At 38.7% G+C, this 15,865-nt stretch carries 21 protein-coding genes; 8 read left to right on the top strand and 13 right to left on the bottom strand.

Translation table 11 applies throughout. The features are described from left to right. Positions 1-3 precede the first annotated feature (3 nt). Genes EHS11_RS00770 through EHS11_RS00755 form a run of 4 tightly spaced genes read right to left on the bottom strand, consistent with a single transcriptional unit; the run spans position 4 to position 3,732 of the window. Positions 4-984, bottom strand: coding sequence for an AAA family ATPase (locus EHS11_RS00770; RefSeq protein WP_135762511.1), 981 nt, complete (start codon positions 982-984; stop codon positions 4-6). Further along, on the bottom strand, positions 975-2,294 hold the full coding sequence (locus EHS11_RS00765) for an LIC20035 family adhesin (protein ID WP_135762510.1): 1,320 nt from the start codon (positions 2,292-2,294) through the stop codon (positions 975-977). The genes EHS11_RS00770 and EHS11_RS00765 overlap by 10 nt, the downstream gene beginning before the upstream one ends. After that, the gene (locus EHS11_RS00760) at positions 2,291-2,833 is read right to left on the bottom strand and encodes a PaaI family thioesterase (protein ID WP_135762509.1); all 543 of its coding nucleotides are present in this window, start codon (positions 2,831-2,833) and stop codon (positions 2,291-2,293) included. The genes EHS11_RS00765 and EHS11_RS00760 overlap by 4 nt, the downstream gene beginning before the upstream one ends. A 50-nt stretch (positions 2,834-2,883) precedes the next feature. Next, entirely contained in the window at positions 2,884-3,732 is an 849-nt protein-coding gene (locus EHS11_RS00755; protein ID WP_135762508.1) for an alpha/beta fold hydrolase, read from the bottom strand. A 96-nt stretch (positions 3,733-3,828) separates the two neighbouring features. Between EHS11_RS00755 and EHS11_RS00750 the strand changes: the two genes are divergently transcribed. Next, positions 3,829-4,263, top strand: coding sequence for a hypothetical protein (locus EHS11_RS00750; RefSeq protein WP_246047480.1), 435 nt, complete (start codon positions 3,829-3,831; stop codon positions 4,261-4,263). Positions 4,264-4,331: 68 nt separating this feature from the next. Continuing rightward, a complete protein-coding gene (locus tag EHS11_RS00745; RefSeq protein ID WP_135762507.1) occupies positions 4,332-4,517 on the top strand; it encodes a hypothetical protein in 186 nt (61 codons plus the stop codon). 15 nt (positions 4,518-4,532) lie between these two features. On the opposite strand, the gene EHS11_RS00740 is transcribed toward EHS11_RS00745, so the two are convergent. From EHS11_RS00740 to EHS11_RS00725, 4 genes are read right to left on the bottom strand one after another with little or no spacing between them, the layout of a single operon-like run. After that, positions 4,533-5,789, bottom strand: a complete 1,257-nt coding sequence (locus tag EHS11_RS00740) for an NAD(P)/FAD-dependent oxidoreductase (protein ID WP_135762506.1) — start codon at positions 5,787-5,789, stop codon at positions 4,533-4,535. Positions 5,790-5,800: 11 nt separating this feature from the next. Continuing rightward, the gene (locus EHS11_RS00735) at positions 5,801-6,301 is read right to left on the bottom strand and encodes a low molecular weight protein-tyrosine-phosphatase (RefSeq protein WP_135762505.1); all 501 of its coding nucleotides are present in this window, start codon (positions 6,299-6,301) and stop codon (positions 5,801-5,803) included. Positions 6,302-6,307: 6 nt separating this feature from the next. Further along, positions 6,308-7,018, bottom strand: coding sequence for a M48 family metallopeptidase (locus EHS11_RS00730; RefSeq protein WP_135762504.1), 711 nt, complete (start codon positions 7,016-7,018; stop codon positions 6,308-6,310). 1 nt (position 7,019) lies between these two features. Beyond that, the gene (locus EHS11_RS00725) at positions 7,020-8,060 is read right to left on the bottom strand and encodes a putative porin (RefSeq protein ID WP_210413599.1); all 1,041 of its coding nucleotides are present in this window, start codon (positions 8,058-8,060) and stop codon (positions 7,020-7,022) included. 129 nt (positions 8,061-8,189) lie between these two features. Here EHS11_RS00725 and EHS11_RS00720 point away from each other — a divergent pair, with 129 nt between their 5' ends. From EHS11_RS00720 to EHS11_RS00705, 4 genes are read left to right on the top strand one after another with little or no spacing between them, the layout of a single operon-like run. Next, positions 8,190-9,116 carry a ParA family protein gene (locus tag EHS11_RS00720; RefSeq protein WP_135762503.1) on the top strand — a complete coding sequence of 309 codons (927 nt, stop codon included), beginning with the start codon at positions 8,190-8,192 and terminating at the stop codon, positions 9,114-9,116. Beyond that, positions 9,100-9,801: a ParB/RepB/Spo0J family partition protein gene (locus EHS11_RS00715; protein ID WP_135762502.1), complete on the top strand. Its 702-nt coding sequence runs from the start codon at positions 9,100-9,102 to the stop codon at positions 9,799-9,801. Before EHS11_RS00720 ends, EHS11_RS00715 begins: the two co-directional genes overlap by 17 nt. A 14-nt stretch (positions 9,802-9,815) precedes the next feature. Then, positions 9,816-10,466, top strand: coding sequence for a DUF1569 domain-containing protein (locus EHS11_RS00710; protein ID WP_135762501.1), 651 nt, complete (start codon positions 9,816-9,818; stop codon positions 10,464-10,466). After that, entirely contained in the window at positions 10,463-11,068 is a 606-nt protein-coding gene (locus tag EHS11_RS00705; protein ID WP_135762500.1) for an NADPH-dependent FMN reductase, read from the top strand. Before EHS11_RS00710 ends, EHS11_RS00705 begins: the two co-directional genes overlap by 4 nt. Here EHS11_RS00705 and EHS11_RS00700 read toward each other — a convergent pair. Next, positions 11,034-12,101 (bottom strand): acyltransferase family protein, encoded by a 1,068-nt coding sequence (locus tag EHS11_RS00700; RefSeq protein ID WP_135762499.1) that lies wholly within the window; start codon positions 12,099-12,101, stop codon positions 11,034-11,036. The two genes, EHS11_RS00705 and EHS11_RS00700, sit on opposite strands and share 35 nt — an antisense overlap. A gap of 110 nt (positions 12,102-12,211) precedes the next feature. Between EHS11_RS00700 and EHS11_RS00695 the strand changes: the two genes are divergently transcribed. Next, complete coding sequence (locus EHS11_RS00695; RefSeq protein WP_135762498.1) at positions 12,212-12,658, top strand: Crp/Fnr family transcriptional regulator; 447 nt, start codon at positions 12,212-12,214, stop codon at positions 12,656-12,658. Here the strand turns inward: EHS11_RS00695 and EHS11_RS00690 are convergent. Both EHS11_RS00690 and EHS11_RS00685 read right to left on the bottom strand, forming a co-directional pair. Next, positions 12,655-12,906, bottom strand: a complete 252-nt coding sequence (locus tag EHS11_RS00690) for a hypothetical protein (RefSeq protein WP_135762497.1) — start codon at positions 12,904-12,906, stop codon at positions 12,655-12,657. The genes EHS11_RS00695 and EHS11_RS00690 overlap by 4 nt on opposite strands. A gap of 9 nt (positions 12,907-12,915) precedes the next feature. Then, the gene (locus EHS11_RS00685) at positions 12,916-14,418 is read right to left on the bottom strand and encodes an HDOD domain-containing protein (RefSeq protein WP_135762496.1); all 1,503 of its coding nucleotides are present in this window, start codon (positions 14,416-14,418) and stop codon (positions 12,916-12,918) included. Between the two features lie 86 nt (positions 14,419-14,504). On the opposite strand from EHS11_RS00685, the gene EHS11_RS00680 reads away from it, so the two are divergent. Then, positions 14,505-15,038, top strand: a complete 534-nt coding sequence (locus EHS11_RS00680; RefSeq protein WP_135762495.1) for a hypothetical protein — start codon at positions 14,505-14,507, stop codon at positions 15,036-15,038. Here EHS11_RS00680 and EHS11_RS00675 read toward each other — a convergent pair. Beyond that, a complete protein-coding gene (locus EHS11_RS00675) occupies positions 14,989-15,495 on the bottom strand; it encodes a hypothetical protein (RefSeq protein ID WP_135762494.1) in 507 nt (168 codons plus the stop codon). The two genes, EHS11_RS00680 and EHS11_RS00675, sit on opposite strands and share 50 nt — an antisense overlap. 3 nt (positions 15,496-15,498) lie before the next feature. After that, positions 15,499-15,864, bottom strand: coding sequence for an STAS domain-containing protein (locus EHS11_RS20045; protein WP_246047478.1), 366 nt, complete (start codon positions 15,862-15,864; stop codon positions 15,499-15,501). Position 15,865 lies beyond the last annotated feature (1 nt).

Genomic DNA, 15,865 nt, shown 5'->3' with positions numbered 1-15,865 from the left:
TGTCTATGGAACTTCTGTTATACCTAAAATTCTTTTGATAATCGAATCGGCGGAGACTTCTTCCGTAAACGCTTCCATTGACAAATGGATTCTGTGTCGTATGATTTCGGTAAAGAATTTTAGAATATCTTCCGGTAAAACAAAATCTCTTCCTTCCAAAAGTGCATTGATCTTTGCGACTTTTAACAAAGAAAGGCTGGCCCTGGGACTTGCACCGTGTTTCACATAATCAACGATATCCTTCGCTTCCGTTGTTTCCGGTCTGGTATTTCTGACTAACCTAACAATAAATTGTTGAAGTTTTGGATCGATATAAACATCATCTGCCGATTCCGATATTTTCAATAATTCCTGCGGTTTGATGACTTTGTTGATTTTCGGAGAAGTGAGTTTCAAATTTCCATGGATGAGTAAGATGTTTTTTTCTTCTTCTTCATTCGGGTATTCAACTGTTATTTTAAATAGAAAACGATCCAATTGAGCTTCCGGCAACGGGTATGTACCGTCCTGATCGATTGGATTCTGCGTAGCCACCACAAAGAACGGAGGCTCCAGATCGAAAGTATTGTCTGCGATCGTAACCTGTCTCTCTTCCATACATTGCAATAATGCCGACTGCACTTTTGCAGGAGCTCTGTTGATTTCGTCAGCTAACAGAACATTTGTGAATATTGGTCCTTTCCTCACTTCAAAGGAAGTGGTTTTGGGATTGAATATGTTCGTTCCTGTCAAGTCAGCAGGAAGTAAATCCGGGGTGAATTGTACTCGATTGAATTTTGCATCTATACACGCGGCAAGAGTTTTTGCTAAAAGAGTCTTTGCAAGACCCGGCATACCTTCCAGAAGTACATGGCCTTTTGCAATCATAGCAACCAACAGAGGTTGGATGACATGATTCATCCCGGAAATCCCTTCCGCCAGTTCGGACTTGATTTGAGTTATCTTGGTCTTTGTTTCGTTTAATATCGGTTCGCTTATTGACATTGTGTTGCTGTTAAATTAGGTTTCGGTTTATCTAATAGATAGTATTCCTTTTTGCCTGCGATGGTCCAACAGCCCATCTTTCGTCCGCTCGGATCGACTCCGCCCTTTCCTGTTTCCTTTCCGTCTTCACTGTATTCCGTTGCATCTTCCGCCGAGCGGATTACGATTCTTTTTTTGCCTGACGGGTAAAAATATATAAACGGAATGGATGATTTGTAATTCAATTTCAAATCCTGAGATTCCTCATCGATTTTCACAAGAGAAAAGAATAGTTTGCCATCACCTAAAATTTTCCCCGTTTTATCATAGATTTTGGCGGATTCAAGCATCGCTTCATTTGCCATTTTACCTTCATAGGCCAACTGGCCGTTGTTATAGTAGTATTTCCAATCACCGGTTCTTGTATGCTTTCGCGGACCTGTTCCGAAAACTTTTCCGTCGGAATAATATTCTTTCCAAATACCGGTTCGTTCGTATTTGACATCCGATTCGGCTGCATTTTCTTTAGCCGAATAATTTCCTTCCGCAATCACATTCTCTTTCGGACCGTATAACTTCCATAAGCCTGTCCTTGCATCCAAAGTATAATTTCCTTGTGACTCTAATTTTCCGTCTTTGTAAAAGTTGGATTCGATTCCGTGTTTTTTACCGGTTTTGAAATTTGAAGTGGTTTTGATTCCGTTTCCGTCTGTTCCTGTAAAATAATAATTCCAAGTCCCCTCTTCCTCATTATCTTTGAAATCCCCCTTCTCAAGCCATTCCCCTTTGTTATTTTTTTTCCAATAACTTCCGTTCTTTTGATCTTCGTGGTATTCCATTTCACTGGAAACGTTTCCCGATTTATCATAGGTTTTGGCGATTCCTTCTTTTTTTCCGTCTACCCAAGGTGTCTCGGCGATAACTCTGGATGGATTTTCCGAATCCGGCTTTTTCCAGATTCCGATTTTCTTTCCGTCAACATATTCTCCGGTTGCATCTAGGCTCGATTTGAAGATCGGTTTTTCTTTCGTAGAGCCTTCTTGTTCGAATTGAATGTATTCTTCCCAGATTCCTTGCTTCGAAAGAGACTTTATTTTTGCAGGAGCAAATTTTGATATTTGATCTTCCTTGCACGTAGCACCTCCGCATTCGGCCTTAACTTCGCCTTGAGCTTTCAATGCTCCTGAATTTTTGAATCTTTCGATTCGAATCACCTTGCCGTTTTTAATAATAAGTGCGAATTCATCCGTTCCGGTATCCCCCTGCTTGTTGGAGAGAGAAGAACAGTATGTGAGTCCCAGTAGAAAGAAAACTAAGAGTATTTTTTTCATGTGCTAATCCTATCAAAGAAATGTGCGCGTTTCAATTTATTAACTTCCAATAGTTCGCTTGCAACTGAGATTTTTCCGCCAGTGAGTTTCTCGGAAAAAAATCTTGGGGGCAAAACATGAAAGGCTCCCTCCCCTTTTACAAATAACAAGCTTCCATCGATGGAAGTGAGTTCGCATTCCAACAATACTTTCCTTTTCGCTTTTTTGACGGGCCACGCTCTCACAAGCAAATCTTTTTCTACAGGAGTAGCCTTATGGAATTTGAATCCCATAGTGTCCGTCATAACAATAAAGCCCAAATGAAAACATAAAGATCCCATCGCTTCGTCCAGGAGTGCGGATAAAATCCCTCCGTGAACGAATGTAGGCGCACCGTTAAACATCCGTTTGAAGTTGTAGATGAATCTTACTTCTCCTGTTGCGTCGTCAAAGGTAAAATCTGCGCTGAGTCCGATGGGGTTTTGTTTTCCGCATCCGAAACAAGTGTCATGATGAATTTCATAACCGTGTCTCGACGGGTTTAAAGTAGAATGTTCCATTTTATTTTTAGTCTAATCCTTTATTATTCTTTGGGGGGGGTGAAATGATTTCATGGTGTTCGGGGATGTAAAAAATCCAAAATTTCTTTAGATACTGGTTCCGGGTTATCCATATGAAGATGATGACCTCCGGGCAGAATGATTTGTTTGAAATTCGGAATCGCTTCTTTTCTTGCCGTAAATCTCTCCGAAAGCGGATAAACGGATTTGTCGCCTAATATCAACAAAGTTGGACATGGGATTTTTCTGCAAAAGGAAACAACCTGGTCATCTGTCAGTCGGAAGAAGGAATTGTAATGCAAACGGAGATCCCTTCTCGGCTTTAGTCCTTTCGGGGTTTTTTCAAGTCCCCTTTCCATAAGTCTTTCTACAGATTCTTTGGACATATCTCCCGCCCGCATCCTTACGGCAACGGCAGACTCCCAATCCGGGAAATAGGTTTCTTTTTTTCCTCTCGGATGGAGGACTTGTTTGATCGCTTCCGTAAGTATTTCAGGAGCAGTTTCATTCGGATTCGTAATCGGGCCGATCGCTTCAATCAAAATTAGTTTTTCAAGGGAAAGTAATCCGGTTCCTGCAACTAACGTTGATACGGCGGCACCCATTGAATGTCCCAATAGAATGAAGTTTTCCAAAGCGAGACTGTTTGCAATGGAAACAATATCCATTGCGTATTCCGCAAAATGATATAATGCTCCTACCGGTTTATGGCTGGATTTTCCATGTCCGGGAAAATCAATTGCGATAAATCTGTGATCAGGAAAGTATTTTGCCAATGGTTCAAATGAATTTGCATTATCAAGCCATCCGTGAAATGCAAGAATCGGTTTGCCTTGCGGGTTGCCCCACTCTCGCCCTTCGATTGTATGAAATTTGGTATGGATGGTAATTTGAGACATAGGTATCTCTCTCTTTTTTACAAACCTAATCTAAACTGCAAACTAGATTTAATAAAAATGATTGCTAGGTAATGATGAGCAAGGAAGAATATCGCTATGAAAAAAATCCGGATATTCGTTGCCAGTTTATGTTTTGGGCTTTCTCTTTTTGCCCAGGATGGGAACGCCAAAAAACTTTGTTCATCTTTTACGGATTGTTCTTCTAAAGCGGAAAAGACGGACATTCATAGAAAAAAAATCCAACTTTATAGTGAAGCCATTACAAATTTCAAGTCCTCTGACGGTGAAAAAAATAAAATTTCCATTCTGCTCAAACGCGCCAATTCGATTATCAAAGAGGCAAGCGGTGATACCGGTTATAAAGGTGAAATCGCCTTAAAGGTGACTCATAAGCCGGAGTATAAAAAGCAACAGTTTGACAAAGCAAGAGAGGACTTGAATTTGATTGAGGCAAATTTGAATCTTTTGAATACAAACGAGCAAACGTTATATGAATCGTTGAAATCAGAGATCAATTTCCCGAATCCTTAATCATTCAGATGAGATTGTTATTATTTGTATTTTTTTTGTTTTCCTGTATGTTATCTAAAGAAGAGCAGATGTTAGAAGAGTGTAAATCTCAAAGAAAGAGAGCTTATACTTATATGGTTCCTCTGCTGAATTTGTACAATAAACCGACGGTTAAAGAAGATGCGCCTGTTTCGTATGCGATTGTTACGGAGATTACGAATAAAAGATGTGAAGCGGAGGCAAAAAAAAACCAGTATAATCTCCGTTCAAATTGATTACTTTCGGTTAGTTTATTTTGTTTTGATATCTTCCTGAATGAGGCGCGCGCCTGCTCTGAATGTCAGATAACTCCATACCCAGCTGGTGAGTGTGCTGAATTTGTTTTTAAATCCGACCTGATAGACAAGGTGAACAAAAAGCCATCCGAGCCATCCTATAAATCCTTTCATCTTTATGACACCTAACTCTGCAACGGCGTCTTTTCTTCCGATTGTCGCCATATTACCTTTGTCGGTATATTTGAAACCTTTTGTCTTTTTGTTCTGCAGTACGTTTCGCAGGTATTTGGCCACATATCTTCCTTGTTGCATTGCAACGGGCGAAACTCCCGGCAAAGGCCTTTGCAGATTTTCGGAAAAATTGGCAACATCTCCTATGGCAAAAACGGAATCCTGACCTTTGACCAGACAATTCTGATCCACGAAAATCCGCCCTCCCCTATCCTTTTCAAATGGGAAAGTTTTTGTCAGAGAGGCAGCTTCCACGCCTGCCGCCCAGATGATTGTTTTGGATTTTATTTTTTTATCCAGAAGGTAAACTGCTTCCGAGTCGATGGACTCGACCGGGGAATTCAAAAGAACTTCCACTCCTCTGGCTTCCAATTTTTTCTTTGTAAACAAACTCAAAGATTCGTCGAAATTGGAGAGGAGTCTGGGTCCGGCTTCAATTAAGGTCACTTTGGACATGGCGGGATCTATAAGTCTGAAATCCTTTCTGATTATATTATGGGACAACTCTGCTATCGAACCAGCTAACTCTACGCCAGTCGGTCCGCCACCGATGATAACATAATTGAGTAGTCTTTTTGCAACTTCGGGATCTCCGGACAGTTCGGCTTCTTCAAAAGAGAGAAGCAGTCTATGTCGGATTTCCAATGCGTCTTTCAAATTCTTTAAACCTAGAGTGTAGTTTTTCCAGTCATCATTGCCGAAATAACTTGTTTGAGCTCCCAATGATAGGACGAGATAATCATAGGATTCCGATTTATTGTTAAAATGGACTTTTTTGTTTTCGAAATCGATTTTTTCCACATAACCCATGAGAATTTTTACATTTTTATAATCGGTAGTGATCGATCTGGACGGAATTGCTATATCGGCAGGAGAAAGTACTGCGGTAGCTACTTGGTACAATAAAGGCTGAAAGAGATGATGATTGGTTTTGTCGATAACGGTTATATCGAATTCAGGAAGATTTTTCAGAGATTTAATTACCTGTAATCCACCGAATCCGGCACCGACGATAATTACTTTTTTTTTGTCTGACATATTGCCTCTTATTAATTAGATAAAATTTGATGCTCTGATTTCAGAAATTTTAGAAATCCGACCGAAGCGTTTTCGGCTATATTCTGTACATTTTCAAATGCTTCCAAATCTCCGTAGTACGGATCGGGCACTTCCGCATTTTTGAATTGGCCTTCTTCAAAAGAGCGAAAGAAATGAATCTTCTGATTATGAGATTCATCCGTTGCGAGTGATCGAACGGCCTTAAAATTACCATGATCCATCACCAGAATATAATCGAATCTTTGAAAATCCTGCTTAATGAATTTACGAGAGATATGGGTTAATTGTATATTTCTGGCTTTTGCCACTTTTCGTGTCCTTGGATCAGCAAGTTCTCCATCATGGTAGCCTGCTGTTCCTGCGGAATCTATGATAAATAGATTACTAAGATTTTCTTTATGAATTAGGTTTTGAAAAGCTCCCTCTGCTGCGGGGGAACGGCAGATATTTCCGAGACAAACGAAAAGGATTTTTATTTTATCTTCTTTCACTTAAGATCAATTTAAGTAACACAACATTTTAGGACCGTTGGTTTTTATCCATTTTTCAGCCTTTGTATACTCCGGATCGAGTTTGTTTACAATTTCCCAAAACTTATTCGAATGGTTGTGTTCTTTCGTATGTGAGACTTCATGGATGACAACATATTTGATTACAAAGTCCGGGCAGTGAACCAGACCTAGGTTAAAAGTAAGATCGTTGTCGGGAGAACAGCTTCCCCAAAGTGATTTCATCGTTCTTACTTTGACCGAGTATTTTTTTGTGCTTAATTTCGCTGCGGTTTTGTCTACGATAGGAGTTATCTGCTCCAGCAGAATTTGTTTTAGAAAGGATTTAGCTTTGTTTTCCTTTCCTTTTTGACTTCTAAATCCTTTATTGCTAAAGATGATTTCAGTATCTATCAGTTTTGAGTCTTTATCTTCAAACCATTTTATCTTTCTGTTTTGTCCGAAAATGGGAAGAATTTCACCGGTTTGAAAATTGGTCTTTTGGGGATTATTCGCCTTATTGTTTTTATACTGATCCCATACCCAGGCTTTTCTTTCTTCCATAAAATTCCCGAGAAAAGTTTTTGAAACTCTTTTGGGATGACGGACCACGACTCTATTGTTCGGATATACCGTAATGGAAACATTTTTTCCTCTAATCTGTTTCAATTCATAAGGAATGTCTAAACCTGGATAGTTGAATGTGTCTTGTTTCAGCATTTTATTCACTGCTTGGAGATGCCCCCTCTCTGGGAATGCTCCAATTCACCCGATTGAGCGCTGCAATTTCAATGGAAAAATCTTTGATATTGATATGTGATTTAAACCCTCCTACGAAATTGGAAAGTACATCGTCATAAGATAATCCTCCCCGGGCTTTAAACTTTCCCTCGGAAAAAAATCTTCTATGAGTCAGCCGTATGTAGGTCAGCCAGGAATCGTTGAATTTGTAACCTATTTCGTTACTCATTTGAAATCCCACGCCTATATTATCCGATAGAAAATTGATGGAACGTTGAACATGAAAATCTCTGGTGGTGATCCTTCCGATTGACGGCATAAAAGAAAAATCGAAATAAAAATTTTCAAACGAATTCCTATACCCGAATCCGTAAAAATATTCATTGAGATTATTTGAATAACTTAAGCCGAGACCGATGGGAGCATAGAATACGGGTCTTGAATCAATGAATTGATTTACATCGTAAAATATATATTTGAAGTAAGAGTATCTTGCACCGGCAGTCAAAAAGAAACCGCTTCCTTGGGTCCAATAATTCGGGCTTGCGGTTTGAAAATAATATCTGGCAAAAGCTTCTACTCGGTTTTCTGTAATGCTTGATTTTCCGATTCCGTCGGCAAAGTTTCTGGAACCGGAGAATACGCTTGCAGAGTCATGATAACTCCATTCCCTTGTTGCAACATTTGTAGTTTGTTCCTGCGCAGTTGTTGCCAAAAGGAAATCTTCGTCTCTCGCTTGTCCTGAATTTTGAGTCCATCCGGTTGTTTTGAGTGCTCCTCTGATTTCCCATTTGCCTTCAGAGTAAGCTCCGAAGATCCCGAACATCGTTGAATTTCTCGGAAATGAGATCCGGGAACCACCTCTGATTCCGGAAAGATTCGGAAATCTATTTCCTGTTTCGAAAATAAACTCTCCGCCGTTTCTTTCTAAACTAGGTCCCCAAACGACTTCCGATTTAATTGGCGAAAAGGTGAATAAAATTAAAAATAAAACAAATATATTTCGATTTCGGAGCACCATCTTAATGTTTTTAAAACCTACTAAACTGTAAATTCCTAAATCCTCTAAGGGGTGAAATGGTTTCACCCCTTAGAGACATAATTAAATTGACAGCAGGGATCAACAATATGAATTTTAGAAAGGTAAACGATGTCCGGTAGCAACAGAGAATATTCTTGGGAAGAGGCAGCCTCTTTTGCCAAGCTAAGCTTGGCAAAATTCAGAGAGAAAGCCGAAGGATTAAAAATTCCGGGATGGAAAACCGGAAAATTCAAGTTGGGAAATCTTGAAAAATATTTTAATGGATCTGAAAGTGAAGATTTTGATTCGCATATCATTGCGATTTCAAATCAGAAAGGAGGGGAGGGGAAAACTACTATCAGTTTGTATCTTGCCGAAGCACTTTCTCAAGATCATAAGGTTTTGCTTGTTGATTGGGATCCGCAAGCGAATGCGACTCAGCTTTTTTTAAAAGAAGACGCTCCTTCCATTATGGAATGTTTGGGATACAGAGGTAGAAAGAAAATTTCCATTAAAAATATCATATTTAATATTTCAGCAAATTTCGATTTGGTCCCTTCCGCACTTGAACTTGCAAATCTGACGACACCTTATGAAAGAGATGATTTTGAGCTTTTGAAGGAGGCTTTGCTCCCTGTTCGTTCCGAATATGAATATATCATTATCGATTGCCCTCCTTCTTTAGGGTTGATTTTAGAGAATGCGTTATTATGCGCAGATTTCATATTGGTACCTATCCAGACCCGGGCATTCAGTTTGCAGGGAATCAAGGATCTTCATGAAACCATAACAAAGATTCAAAAGAAGGCGAATCCTCGCCTCAAATTATTGGGAGCTGTCTTGAATCAATATGAGGGTCAGAAGGCATTGTCCGGTCTGGCTGAAGGAATAAAGAAATATTTCCCTGTTTTTGAAACTGCTATTTATAGAAGAGAATCCATTCCGCAGGCTCAGGCAAAAATGTCTCTTCTTTCAAAGATAGATAGCGCCACTCTAAAGAATTTTAAAGAACTCGCTTCTGAAGTAAAGGGGAGAATTCATGTCGAAAAAAACTGAATTTCAAGCTTTGGATTTAATCTCGGCTTACACTGAGAAAAAGAAACATCCTTCTTTCTTCGAGTTAGCTCAAATTTTCCCAAATCCGATTCAACCGAGAATTATCGGTAAGGAAGATGTCGAAGATCTCGTCCAATCTATGGATAGGTTGGGGTTACTTGAACCGATTTTAATTCGTAAGGATAAGAACAAATACTGGATTGTTGCCGGAGAAAGAAGATATCGTGCGGCAATTAAACTCGGATGGAAGGAAATTCAGGCTACTGTAACCGATGCCGATGAAGAAATCTGTTACGAGATGGCTCTTGCTGAAAACGAAAAACGTAAAAACCTCAATCCATGGGAAGTCGGGAAAGCGATCCAATATTTGAGAAAAGAGAAAAAGAAAACGGCCGAGGAAGTCTCCATACTTCTCGGTTACACTGAAAGGTATGTGAAACAATTGAGTTCCATTGCCAGGCTTGACCAGAAAACAGTCATGGAAATGATTATTGCAGGTAAGCCGACTTCAGTGAAAAATTTAGAATCGGTTTTGAAAAACAAAGAGAATAGGGGGGGTGAAATGATTTCACCCGTCTCCGCTAAACTCAAGATAACTGTGGATCTCAATGGGCTGACCGTCAAGGCACGGGAAAGCTTTCATCGTGAGCTAAACGGTTTGAAAAAAAAGTACGGAATAATATAACTTAAGGCGGCTTAATGAAAACCTTGCTAAAATTTAAACAACTTGGTGATGTTGAAAATGAATTGGGAATCATACTTGCGTGTGATCGAAAACCTAAATATGATTTAACTGTTTTTCAGATTTTTGATTTTATATCGGCTCAAATAGAATCGTCCATTCAATCAGCTACTGATTCAAATCGTGCGGGCTTATTTGCAAGATTTATCGGTAAATATAAATTTGCAAAACTTTTGACTTCGGGAAGTTTCACAAAGGCAAATCAGATTTTCGGATTTCCTCAGAAGAAAGAATCAGGCGAAGAAAAACTTGCAGAGACCAGATTGAAAACAGCAATCACTGCTTTCAAATTGCATTCAGGTCCCTTCGGATTCCATCCCTTATACGGTGATCTGGATAAGAAACAATGGGAAAAATTACATAGTCTGCTTGCAGGTTATCTTTTCGGATACATTGCTCTCGAAGGTGATGAGAAGATTCGGTTCTTTAAAGAGAAAGAAGCCAAACGGGAAAAGTTTGCACAGGAAAAAATCGAGAGCCAACATAATAAACATCGTGATGGAAAGGAAGGTCATGGTAATCAGCATCATCCGAATAGAAAATGGAAAAGTAGGAAAAGAAATAATTATAAAGGCAATAAAAACGGTGGGAAAGGCGGAACTAAATGAAGATTTCGTTGATTTCGGGAAGCCAAAGAACAAAATCCCAATCAACTAAAGTCGCCAATTATTGCAATTTTCTATTAAAACAAGTCGGAGTAACGGAATCATTATTATTCGATTTAGGTGAAAATCCTCTTCCCATTTGGAATCCTGACATGTGGGAAAAGGAATCAGATCTTAAAAGCTTATGGCAAGAATACTCTAAAGGGATCTCGGACTCGGACGGATATGTTCTGGTTTGTCCGGAATACAACGGAATGGCAAGTCCTGCTTTGAAAAATATGTTTTTATATTTTTCAAATACCGATTTAGCTCATAAACCGGGGATCATTATTACCGTTTCCTCCGGCTTGGGCGGTGCATATCCTAATAATGAATTGAGAACATCCAGTTATAAAAACTCCAGGATCGTATACATTCCCGATCATGTGATTGTAAGACACGTTGAAGCGGTTTTAAACCAAGATATTCCTGAAAGCAAAGATGATGAGAGAATCAGGAAAAGGCTTCAGTATTCAATTGCTGTATTTTTAGAATATGTTAAAGCTTTAAAATCAGTTCGCGAAAGCGGCGTCATTGATTTGAAAACCTTTGCCGCAGGGTTTTGATCATTAAAGCAATCACGCTGGGTATGCTAAGGTTTAAAAATAAAGTTACCAGATAGCCTAGTATCGGTCCTCCAAAACTATACGGATCCCAAGAATGCATTGTATGAATTACGAAGGGATGAATTAAAAATATAAAAAGACTGTTTTTGCCGATAAAACTGACCAATTTGACAAGGAGTAAGTTCTCGTTATTTGAAAGTACCGAATGAAAAATAATCACCATTGCGATCGGATAAAAAAGGTGATGGTTCTTTATCTCAATTCCATTAAAACTAAGTGATCCTACAATCAATACGGAAATGCAAAGAACGATAGAAACCGATAGTATCTGAAATCGGTTTGAGGGAAGGTGTTTTGGAGAAAAACTTCCCTGTTTGAGGAGAAGCCCCAGACCGAAAAAACCTAAGTAGTTTAAAATAGAGATAGGTCCGTACCAAGTCGGAAGTAACCCGTTAAAAACATTAATATTCGATAGAAAATTAAGAAATAGAAACAGGACTACCGTTATTGTTAACCATTTGCCTTCTTTTAAAAAAGAGGGGAGTATGAAAAATAGAATGTAAAATTGGAAGAGTAAGGGGACAAAATAATAAGGGGCAAAGACTTGGCCGGTTATCAGTTTAAGAGCGAAATCCAAAAATGCCCACTCTTTGTATTTGATCAAATAGCCAACGGCGGATGCGAAGGTATAAGGTAGAACGAGACTGGTAAATTTCGTTTTCCAGTAGCCGGGTTTGATCTTCAAATAAAGGGAAGACCCGAATATAAAGACGGGAACAGAAAAACGGCTTAAGTTTGATAAGAGCAAGGTCCAGTTTGTTACATTCGGTTCCTTCGGATGAAAGAAATAGAAATAAGAATGAATGTGGATCATTACAATTCCTATCATGGCGAATCCGCGGATTTGATCCAGTCTTGTATCTCTAGTATTTTGATTGATAAAGTCGGGGACTTGAAAAGGAGTTTTGAAAATCAAAACTTGCAATGCATAAAAACCAGTTAGTACTATTCCGAATAATTCCCATTCAAACATTAAAATCTTCCTTTTTTCTCATTATTCCGGTAATCTGTCGGAGAAAGAAAGGAAAATGAATTCAGAATTCGGGGAAAGATGCCAAAAATGTATATAGGAGTCTCCATAGAATGAGTCAAATTAGCATTCCTGCCGGACAAAGAATCTTCAAAGAAGGAGAGATGAATAATGCAATGTACATCATCCTCAAGGGGAATGTTGAGATATTTTTTACTGTCAACAACAGTCAGACAAGACTCGCTCTTATGAAACCGGGTGACTTCTTCGGTGAGATGGCTCTTTTCAGTTCCAACCCGAGAAGTGCCACAGCAAGAGCGGTTACGAGTTCAGAGCTCGCGACCATTGAAAGCAAACAGCAGCTTGAGAATTTTTTAGTCAAAAATCCGAAGTTTGCTGCGAAGATGGTTTCGATTATGGCAGATCGGTTGGCAAAAACAAATGAACTATTGATTACCAGTATGGAAAATTCCGTAGCTAAGAAAATCGAATTTAGTACGAATTTGGACGGGGAGGGGGCGGACGGAGAAAGTAATGTTACGGATTTTGAAAATTCTTAGCCAAATATCGAAGGTAGATTTTTTTTAATCAACATTATTTCAAGAACGGGCGCATAACTCATCATATTTGCAATGGATAGTTTTTGATTTTCCGAACTTAGAAATTCTTTCAGTAACTCCAATACTTCTTCTTCTTCCAATTCGGAGATATAAGGAAATTCAGGATGATCCTTTAGCGAGAAATGACGGATGTTGTTCGGGTCTTGCAGAAATTCTTCAGACTGATTGATTAATTCTTTCCAAAACATAAGATTCTCCTAGTTGAAAAGTTCTTCGAATTCATCTTTGTGTTCTTCAAACTTGTTTTTGAAGCGCTCAAGAAGAGATCTGAATTCAGTTTCGCTTTGAATCCCAAAATTTTCAAGTATTTCAGGTTCAATCGTATAGTAGTTCCCTTTACCTCTATTCGTATTTGCAAGAATGTCACTGACATAAATCATTTTGCAAATGGATAAATTGGAGGATTTGCACTGCCAGGGTTTGTGATGGTAGCGTATAACGTCGATTACTTCTTCTGGGAAATTCCACTTTTTTGCTATTAGATATCCGATGTCGGAATGAGTGATTCCTAATGTGAATTCTTCCACCCATTCGGATATTTCATTTGCTTCGTCACTTCTTAAAACACGGATTTGTTGAATAATGGACAGATCCAGAGAAAGCAATACCATTCTACCCAAATCATGCAATAATCCGCAAATCGGGGCTATTTCCGAATATCTTACAAAATCGTGCACAGATTGTCCGAGAAATCTTGAATATAAACTGGTTTTGAATGAGTGGGCCCAAACGGATTTTTGTTTCGCATAACGCGAATTCATTATTTTTCTGGCACCTAATGCGAGAAATATGGTTTCAATATTCTTAAGACCGATCCGTTTCAGTGCGTCTACTACAAGGGTAACTTTTGTATGTCCTCCGAAAAAAGCTGCATTTGCAATCTTCAGGACTTCCGCAGTGATCGCCGGTTCCTTCTGTACTTCCGCAGCAAGTTTCGGCCAATCCACATCCTTATCTTTGGAAAGTTGGATTAATTTCTGAATTTGAGGAGAAAGGGGAGGGAGGCCGTCCACTTCTTTGAGAAGTAGGCTACGAATTTGATTTTGTTGTTCCAAAGGAATCAACAATTTAGGAATTCGTATGATAACTTCCGTGTAATCATCCATTGTTATCAATTCGAAGAATTGATTTTTTAAACCGGAATTGCGCAGAAGTATATGAATTAGAACGATGCCGAGTCCCGAACTTTCTTCGTTGTCCACTGATTCTTTATAGGCATCGTTGATGTTCTTGTATTTGCTCGAGGATTGAACCCGGATTTCAATCCTGTTTTTTTCTTCATTTAAAATTTTTGCGTTATTTCGAACTTTGAATTCTATAAAGTTGGGAAAATTTTGTGCTTCGAGAGAGATTTGATAAGAAGAATGATCCAACAATGCAAAGATACTTTTCCGGTTGTGGCCGAAAGCATCCTTAAACATGGGAATTCCCTTGGAATAATCGGTCTCTAGATGGATGTTCAAGCCTCTTTCTTTGAAGAATACTCTCTTTGCATTTGCCTTACATGCATTGACCAATAGCTCGTTTAAGATGGTAAATAGGATTTCATGTAAAAATTCCAGTGAAACAGTTCTGGAAATCCTTCCAATCCATACATCCAGGTCATGGCAATTAATCTCGGAAAAATGGATATACTCCTTTCTGATCGGGTTTCCCGAAAGGAACTCCTCCTGGAAGGAAATGAGGGGTTGAAGGGGCATTCTTTACTGTTATGAGGGTTATTTCTCTTTTTGGAAACCGAAAATTTTAATTCTATTCTAAATGCAAAAATCCGATAATAGAATTAATGGAACGAATGAAATTTACCCTAATTTTTATTACAGCACTTTCACTGGGATTGGCCACCAGCTCCCTCATTGCTCAGGATGCGGTTAATCCTAATAAGGCAACTTCTGCCGTAGAAGAAGGTCATGATGCAAAAGAAGGACAAGATAAAGAGTTTTATGAATACTATTATAAAACAATTGCAGAGAGCCAGCCTCTTAAAAAAGCGAAATTAGAGTACAATCTAATCAAAGCTTTAAAAAAAGAAATTGTCAGTCGTGATACTACGAAAGAAGCAAAAGAAAATATCAAAAAAATCGATACTTCAAATATCAAATACGAAAAAGTTTATAGAGAAAGCAAATGGGTTCGTGGTTTTATGGGTCAACTGCCTCATCTAACTGCACGTGATTTTATGTTTGTCGTTAAATATGATAAATATATGTGCTTTGTAAGTTTTGACGTAAATCCCGAATCTTATCTTCAAGAAGCAAGGCAATCGCAGCTTATTTTTGAGGGGAAGGATAAGTTCGAGATTTCAATCCCCAAGCCCTAAATAGCAGAGATAATCCGGAAAGGATAGCAAACAAAGCCACTCCGCCTCTGAAAAATCGTTCCAGGTTTTCCAATAGGGGAGGGGTCTCAGTATTGTTTTTAATTTTTGAAAGTGCCAATTTCCTACCGAAAAAGCTGGTTTCAATACTGGCGATCTGAATTGAGTCACCTAACTTGAGTTTTTTGTAAATTTCGTAAGGAATTGATTCTGAAGATTCGACCAAGGTTCCGTTTTCCAAAAAAAAAGTATAATGACATTGATATAGAATAGGGAACTTGTTCTTTACTCTTATAATTTCCTGGATTGTTGCAAAATTTGCATAATGAGGATCGTTCAATCGGTTGTAAGCCAGATGGAGCTTCCGATTTTCATTGGAAACTACAAAAAACATGATACAGAAAAACAGGAAAGAGGTTAAGACCGTATTCGCAACCCAGATTGGAATACGGGAAACCATTTGTTACTTAGAGCTGTCCTCTAAGGATTTGAGAGCCTCGTCCCGATCAGGGAAAAATTGGAATGCGTTTGATAATCCTAATAAGTGAAAAACTTGAAAAATGGAACTAGTAACACCTACTAGTGCCATCTCTTTTGATTTTTTTTGAAGACTCATCTTTACATCTAATATCATTCGAATCCCCAAGCTTGAAATATAACGAAGCTCGGAAAAATCTAAAATTAAAAATCTTCGGTCCACTTGGTTCATCTCATCTAAAATGGTTTGTGTAATCTTGTCCAAGGGACCAGACTCCATTCTTCCTTTGATCTGAACAATAACGGCACCATTAATTCTAATGTGATCTATTTCATATGGTAATTCTTGCATA

It is taken from the genome of Leptospira ilyithenensis (genome assembly GCF_004771005.1).
Lineage (GTDB): Bacteria > Spirochaetota > Leptospiria > Leptospirales > Leptospiraceae > Leptospira_A > Leptospira_A ilyithenensis.
Note: the sequence above shows the minus strand (reverse complement) of the source record. Positions and strands in the feature narration are given on the sequence as shown.

What these genes read in the sequence shown, in the direction of transcription:
- EHS11_RS00715 (WP_135762502.1), top strand. Translation starts at nt 9,100, where the DNA reads ATGTCGAAAAAAACTGAATTTCAAGCTTTGGATTTAATCTCGGCTTAC.
- EHS11_RS00725 (WP_210413599.1), bottom strand. Translation starts at nt 8,060, where the DNA reads ATGGTGCTCCGAAATCGAAATATATTTGTTTTATTTTTAATTTTATTC.
- EHS11_RS00710 (WP_135762501.1), top strand. Translation starts at nt 9,816, where the DNA reads ATGAAAACCTTGCTAAAATTTAAACAACTTGGTGATGTTGAAAATGAA.
- EHS11_RS00700 (WP_135762499.1), bottom strand. Translation starts at nt 12,101, where the DNA reads ATGTTTGAATGGGAATTATTCGGAATAGTACTAACTGGTTTTTATGCA.
- EHS11_RS00695 (WP_135762498.1), top strand. Translation starts at nt 12,212, where the DNA reads ATGAGTCAAATTAGCATTCCTGCCGGACAAAGAATCTTCAAAGAAGGA.
- EHS11_RS00690 (WP_135762497.1), bottom strand. Translation starts at nt 12,906, where the DNA reads ATGTTTTGGAAAGAATTAATCAATCAGTCTGAAGAATTTCTGCAAGAC.
- EHS11_RS00705 (WP_135762500.1), top strand. Translation starts at nt 10,463, where the DNA reads ATGAAGATTTCGTTGATTTCGGGAAGCCAAAGAACAAAATCCCAATCA.
- EHS11_RS00685 (WP_135762496.1), bottom strand. Translation starts at nt 14,418, where the DNA reads ATGCCCCTTCAACCCCTCATTTCCTTCCAGGAGGAGTTCCTTTCGGGA.
- EHS11_RS00740 (WP_135762506.1), bottom strand. Translation starts at nt 5,789, where the DNA reads ATGTCAGACAAAAAAAAAGTAATTATCGTCGGTGCCGGATTCGGTGGA.
- EHS11_RS00750 (WP_246047480.1), top strand. Translation starts at nt 3,829, where the DNA reads ATGAAAAAAATCCGGATATTCGTTGCCAGTTTATGTTTTGGGCTTTCT.
- EHS11_RS00720 (WP_135762503.1), top strand. Translation starts at nt 8,190, where the DNA reads ATGTCCGGTAGCAACAGAGAATATTCTTGGGAAGAGGCAGCCTCTTTT.
- EHS11_RS00760 (WP_135762509.1), bottom strand. Translation starts at nt 2,833, where the DNA reads ATGGAACATTCTACTTTAAACCCGTCGAGACACGGTTATGAAATTCAT.
- EHS11_RS00765 (WP_135762510.1), bottom strand. Translation starts at nt 2,294, where the DNA reads ATGAAAAAAATACTCTTAGTTTTCTTTCTACTGGGACTCACATACTGT.
- EHS11_RS00730 (WP_135762504.1), bottom strand. Translation starts at nt 7,018, where the DNA reads ATGCTGAAACAAGACACATTCAACTATCCAGGTTTAGACATTCCTTAT.
- EHS11_RS00755 (WP_135762508.1), bottom strand. Translation starts at nt 3,732, where the DNA reads ATGTCTCAAATTACCATCCATACCAAATTTCATACAATCGAAGGGCGA.
- EHS11_RS00770 (WP_135762511.1), bottom strand. Translation starts at nt 984, where the DNA reads ATGTCAATAAGCGAACCGATATTAAACGAAACAAAGACCAAGATAACT.
- EHS11_RS00745 (WP_135762507.1), top strand. Translation starts at nt 4,332, where the DNA reads ATGTTAGAAGAGTGTAAATCTCAAAGAAAGAGAGCTTATACTTATATG.
- EHS11_RS00675 (WP_135762494.1), bottom strand. Translation starts at nt 15,495, where the DNA reads ATGGTTTCCCGTATTCCAATCTGGGTTGCGAATACGGTCTTAACCTCT.
- EHS11_RS20045 (WP_246047478.1), bottom strand. Translation starts at nt 15,864, where the DNA reads ATGCAAGAATTACCATATGAAATAGATCACATTAGAATTAATGGTGCC.
- EHS11_RS00680 (WP_135762495.1), top strand. Translation starts at nt 14,505, where the DNA reads ATGGAACGAATGAAATTTACCCTAATTTTTATTACAGCACTTTCACTG.